General features: G+C 40.3%; 3 protein-coding genes. All 3 read left to right on the top strand.

Going from position 1 to position 4,889, the window contains the following annotated elements; translation table 11 throughout:
- Positions 1 to 1,227, top strand: a 1,227-nt coding sequence (locus WBM98_RS18940) for a glycosyltransferase (protein ID WP_424367581.1), incomplete at its 5' end; no start/stop codon positions are given.
- Positions 1,218 to 2,678 (top strand): polysaccharide biosynthesis C-terminal domain-containing protein, encoded by a 1,461-nt coding sequence (locus WBM98_RS18935; protein WP_424367580.1) that lies wholly within the window; start codon positions 1,218 to 1,220, stop codon positions 2,676 to 2,678. The genes WBM98_RS18940 and WBM98_RS18935, both read left to right, overlap by 10 nt.
- A 374-nt stretch (positions 2,679 to 3,052) precedes the next feature.
- Positions 3,053 to 4,889, top strand: a 1,837-nt coding sequence (locus WBM98_RS18930) for a helix-turn-helix domain-containing protein (RefSeq protein WP_424367579.1), incomplete at its 3' end; no start/stop codon positions are given.

The following is a 4,889-nucleotide window of genomic DNA, read 5'->3' as shown; positions in this document are numbered from 1 at the left end:
GTACAGCGATGGTTGAAATTTGTAAAATATTTACCTGATTTTGGGTTAACCCCAATGCTTTACATTCCTGAAAATCCTAATTACCCTCTTTTGGATGAATCCCTTGTAAATGAGATTCCCGAAGGACTAACCGTATATAGATATCCCATTCGCGAACCTTATAAACTAGCAAGCTTACTTTCAAAAAAAGATACAAAGCGCATTAGTTCAGGGATTATAGCCGCTAAGGAACAAACCTTTTTGGAGAAGGCCTTGTTGTGGGTTCGAGGTAACTTTTTCATTCCAGATGCTCGTAAAAATTGGGTGAAACCTTCCGTGAAATTCTTAAGTACCCTCTTGGAAAAAGAAAATATCGATACGATTATTACCACAGGGCCGCCCCATAGTGTCCATTTGATAGGCCACCGGTTAAAACAGACCCATAAAATCAAATGGGTGGCCGATTTTAGGGATCCATGGACATCGATCGGGTATCATAAAAAACTGAAACTTACGAGAAGATCACAACAGAAACATAAGCAGTTGGAGCAATTGGTATTGAACAATGCTGATGCCATTGTCGTGACCAGTATAACAACAAAAACGGAATTCAAAGGGCTTACCTCAAAACCTATTTTTGTTATCACCAATGGGTACGATTCCGATGCGGAAGGCCAAATGCCTTTGACCAGCGATTTCACCATTTCGCATATCGGTTCCCTACTTTCGGGAAGAAACCCGATAAACCTATGGCAGGTGCTTGAAGAACTGCTTCAAGGGAATGAGGCATTCAAAGCCTGTTTTAAATTGCGTTTGGCAGGTGTGGTAAGTGAGGACGTTTTGAAAAGTATTTTTGATTCAGGGTTAAAGGATCATACAGAATTGTTGGGGTATGTGTCCCATGAAGTGGCTGTAAAGCTGCAACAGGAATCGCAAGTGCTTTTGTTGGTAGAGATAGATTCGCACGAAACCAAGGGCATATTACCAGGAAAACTGTACGAATACATGGCTGCCAGGCGACCTATCCTGGCCATTGGTCCACCGCAATGGGACGCAGCTACCATTATTGTGGAGACCCATTCAGGGGCAACATTTGGGTATGGATCGAAAAATGGATTAAAAGATGTAATTTTAGAATGGTTTGAAGCCTATCAAAAGGGTAGCCTAACTACCGCGCCCAAGGGCATTGAAAAATATAGTCGAAGGGAACTCAGCCGGGAAATGGCCAAACTTATTTCATGGGAATAGTTAGTAAACAAGCAATGAACAATACCGTGGTCACCTATGTGGGGTTTGGGATTGCTGCCATTAACACCCTTTTTCTTTATACCAACTTTTTGACGGATGCTTATTATGGACTCGTTACGGTCATATTGTCGACATCTGCCGTACTAATGCCATTGTTGGCCTTTGGGGTACCCAATACCTTGGTCAAGTATTATTCAAGCTTCAAATCAGAAAGGGATACGGCAGCCTTCGAGACGCTGATGCTTTTCTTACCCTTGGTCCTTATAATCCCCATTGCCATTTTTTCTTTTTTCTATACAGATGTCATTGGGGAATTTATCTCCAAGGAGAATAGTATTGTCAAAAACTACGTATGGTATATTTTTCTTATTGGAATGGCTATGGCGTACTTCGAGGTTTTCTATGCCTGGGCCAAGGTGCAAATGAAATCTGTTTTTGGCAACTTTATGAAAGAGGTGTTCAATAGGGTGGGGGTGATGCTCCTATTATTTTTGGTGCACTTTGACATAATCTCTGTCGACTTGTTTCTTAAGGCCCTCGTGGCCTTGTATCTCTTACGAACGATCATTATGAAATTATATGCCTATCGTCTAAAGATGCCGCGAATTAATTTTGATTTTCCGGCCAATACACGGGTAATTTTGTACTATAGTGCCTTGATCATCCTTGGGGGTTCCGCAGCGGTTATTATTTTGGAGATCGACAAGGTAATGCTCAACCAATATATAGAGATTGAAAATGTGGCCTATTATGGCGTGGCCATCTACATTGCCACAACGATTATTGTGCCATCAAGGGCCATGCATCAGATTACCTATCCGATGACCGCGGAATTGCTGAACAATAGGGATCATGAAGGATTGGATTCGTTATACAAAAAATCGTCATTGACCTTGTTCATTGCCTCTGGGATATTGTTCGTGCTCATCATTACTAATTTGAATGATTTGTTCCTTATGCTACCAGAAGAATATCGCGGGGGATTCAGCATCGTTTTTTTAATTGGCCTGGCCAAGGTCTATGATTCGGTATTGGGAAATAATAATGCCATTCTTTTCAACTCCGATTATTATAAGGCGTTATTGATGATGGGCGTAATCTTGGCGGTCATGGTAATTCTTCTGAATATGTTGCTGATACCATTGCAAGGACTTCAAGGAGCTGCCTTGGCGACCTTTCTAGCCATTACCATTTATAATACGATCAAGTTATACTATGTCAGGAAGAAGTTCGATATTATGCCATTTACAAGGGAAACCCTCAAGGTTTTTGGGATTCTTCTGGTATTGGGAGTTCTATTTTACGTTGTTGATTTTCCATTTCATCCCATGGTCAACATCGTAATAAAAGGGGTATTAACTACTTTACTATTCTTGGGCATACTCTTTAAGCTTAAAATATCTGAAGATGTTTATGGAATGTTAAACCGGTTTTTGGGCAAAAAAGGTTGAATTCGAAAATATTGATCTAGAATTTACACTACACAAACCTAATTGGTTTCTTCTTATTTTCAGACACCTGTTTTCTACTATTTATCCTCTGATGATTATAGCATGGGATGCGAATTCATGCGAGGAGGCATAATTCAAAATATATTTTTTGATTCTTCATTAAGAACCGTCATATCAGGTGATATAGATCATTGTCTTATTAATTATATGTTAATAACTTAATAAATAATAAACCAGGTATACAACTATTGAAATCAAAATAAGAAATGATCCATTCTTGTCGAATTGCCATAGAAAAAGTTTAAAGAGGGCATTTTGACAGGGATTTAAAACAAATCGAATTGCTGTTGAATTACTATTAATTATGATTCTTAATGGAACACCTACCCTCCATGGACGAACAATTTATCAAGAAAATTCTTCAATGTATTGAAGACAATCTCGATAACGAGAATTTCTCGGTGAAAGATCTTGCTTCGAACTCAGGACTCAGCCGTTCCATGCTGCATAGAAAACTCAAAAAGTTAACCGGTAAATCTGCAAGTGACCTTATCACGGAAATGCGATTGACCCGGGCCAAAGAACTTTTGGAGCATGATGTGGCTACGGCTTCGGAAATTGCATATCAGGTAGGTTTCAATAGTCCAAGTTATTTCAACAAGGTTTTTAAAAAACACTATAACATTTCGCCGGGTGAGGTTAGGAGGAAAGGTGTTGTTATGGAGTTGGATGAACCATCGGTGGAACTGCACGAGAATAAGGTTTCCGACCCAAAAGCGCATGTATTTAGCCGTAAAGCCTTGATCATGATCATGCTGGCCATTGTTGCCTTTATCGGAGTATATGCCATTCTAAGTACGTTTGTGTCCACTGAAAAATCCATTGCCGTACTCCCGCTCCATAATTTAACAGGACAGGCCGAGAACGACTATTTTGTAAATGGGATGCATGATGCACTTATTGGCGAATTAGGCCAAATCGGTTCACTTCGCGTGATTTCTAGAACATCGACACTTCGTTATGATAACAGTGAACTATTATTAAAGGACATTGCCCATGAATTGGGCGTAAATACCATTGTAGAAGGATCAGTTATCGGAGCAGGGGACAGTCTTCGGATCCTCATTCAATTAATAGACGTGTTCCCAAAGGAACGTCACCTTTTGGCCAACGAATATCGTGATGCTATGCAAAATGTAATAAGGGTTCAATCCTCGGCTGCCAAGGATATTGCAAATAAGATTGAAGTTAAGCTTTCCAAAAACGAAGAAATGCGTTTAGCGAAATCACGGTCTGTTGATCCCGAAACCTATAAAGCGTATTTACGGGGCATGTACTATTTAAATCAAGGTACGCACGAGTCATTTAAAAAAGGCATCAATTTCTTACAGGAAGCCATAGCAAGAGACCCTGGTGATTCTTATGCTTACGCCGGACTGGCACTGGGCTATTCCATCATGGGTCATGGCCAGCTCAACTCCGAAGAAGCCTTTCTAAGCGCAATGTCAGCTGCCAAAAAGGCGATTAAGTTAGACCCAATGAATGATGAAGCTTATACGGCTTTGTCCATACTCAATTTATACAGTACATGGGATTGGCCAGAGGCCAAAGAAGCTTTTGAAAATGCTATTGCAAAAAATCCCAATAACGAAATTGCCCATGCCCATTTCGCCTGGTACCATATCCTGTTTAATGATATGGAGAAATCCATATTCCATGCGAAAAAAGCAGTAATGATAGAGCCTTTTTCTGCTTCATACAAAGCATGGCTTGCATTATTGTATTATCACAACAAAGAATATGATAACGCCGAAATCTGGGCACAGAAAGCCTTGGCCATAAAAGAAGACGTTCCTTATGGAAACCTTACCATGGGTCTGGTAAGTCTTCAAAGGAAACAATATCAACAAGCTATTGAATTTCATGAAAAACTTCCTAAAAATGGGGATAATTGGAAAATGTTGCTCGGTTACGCCTATGTAAAGGCAGGCCAAAGGGAAAAAGCCCTCCAAATTTGGAACGAAATGGAAGTGCGATCAAAAGACCATTGGGTGAATCCCTGTCATCGGGGACAGATGGCCGCCTACCTGGGATTTACCGACCAGGCTTTTGAGCTGCTAAATGATGCTATTGAAAGCAAATCGTATCCTATCACCTACATTAATTTATATTCTTGTACCGAAGCCATACGGGATGATGCTCGGTACGATA

It is taken from the genome of Maribacter sp. (assembly GCF_049667165.1).
Lineage (GTDB): Bacteria > Bacteroidota > Bacteroidia > Flavobacteriales > Flavobacteriaceae > Maribacter_A.
This window is presented reverse-complemented; position numbering and strand designations above follow the sequence as displayed.

Bases quoted from the DNA above. Each gene is read 5' to 3' on its own strand.
- WBM98_RS18935 (WP_424367580.1), top strand. From the start codon at position 1,218: ATGGGAATAGTTAGTAAACAAGCAATGAACAATACCGTGGTCACCTAT.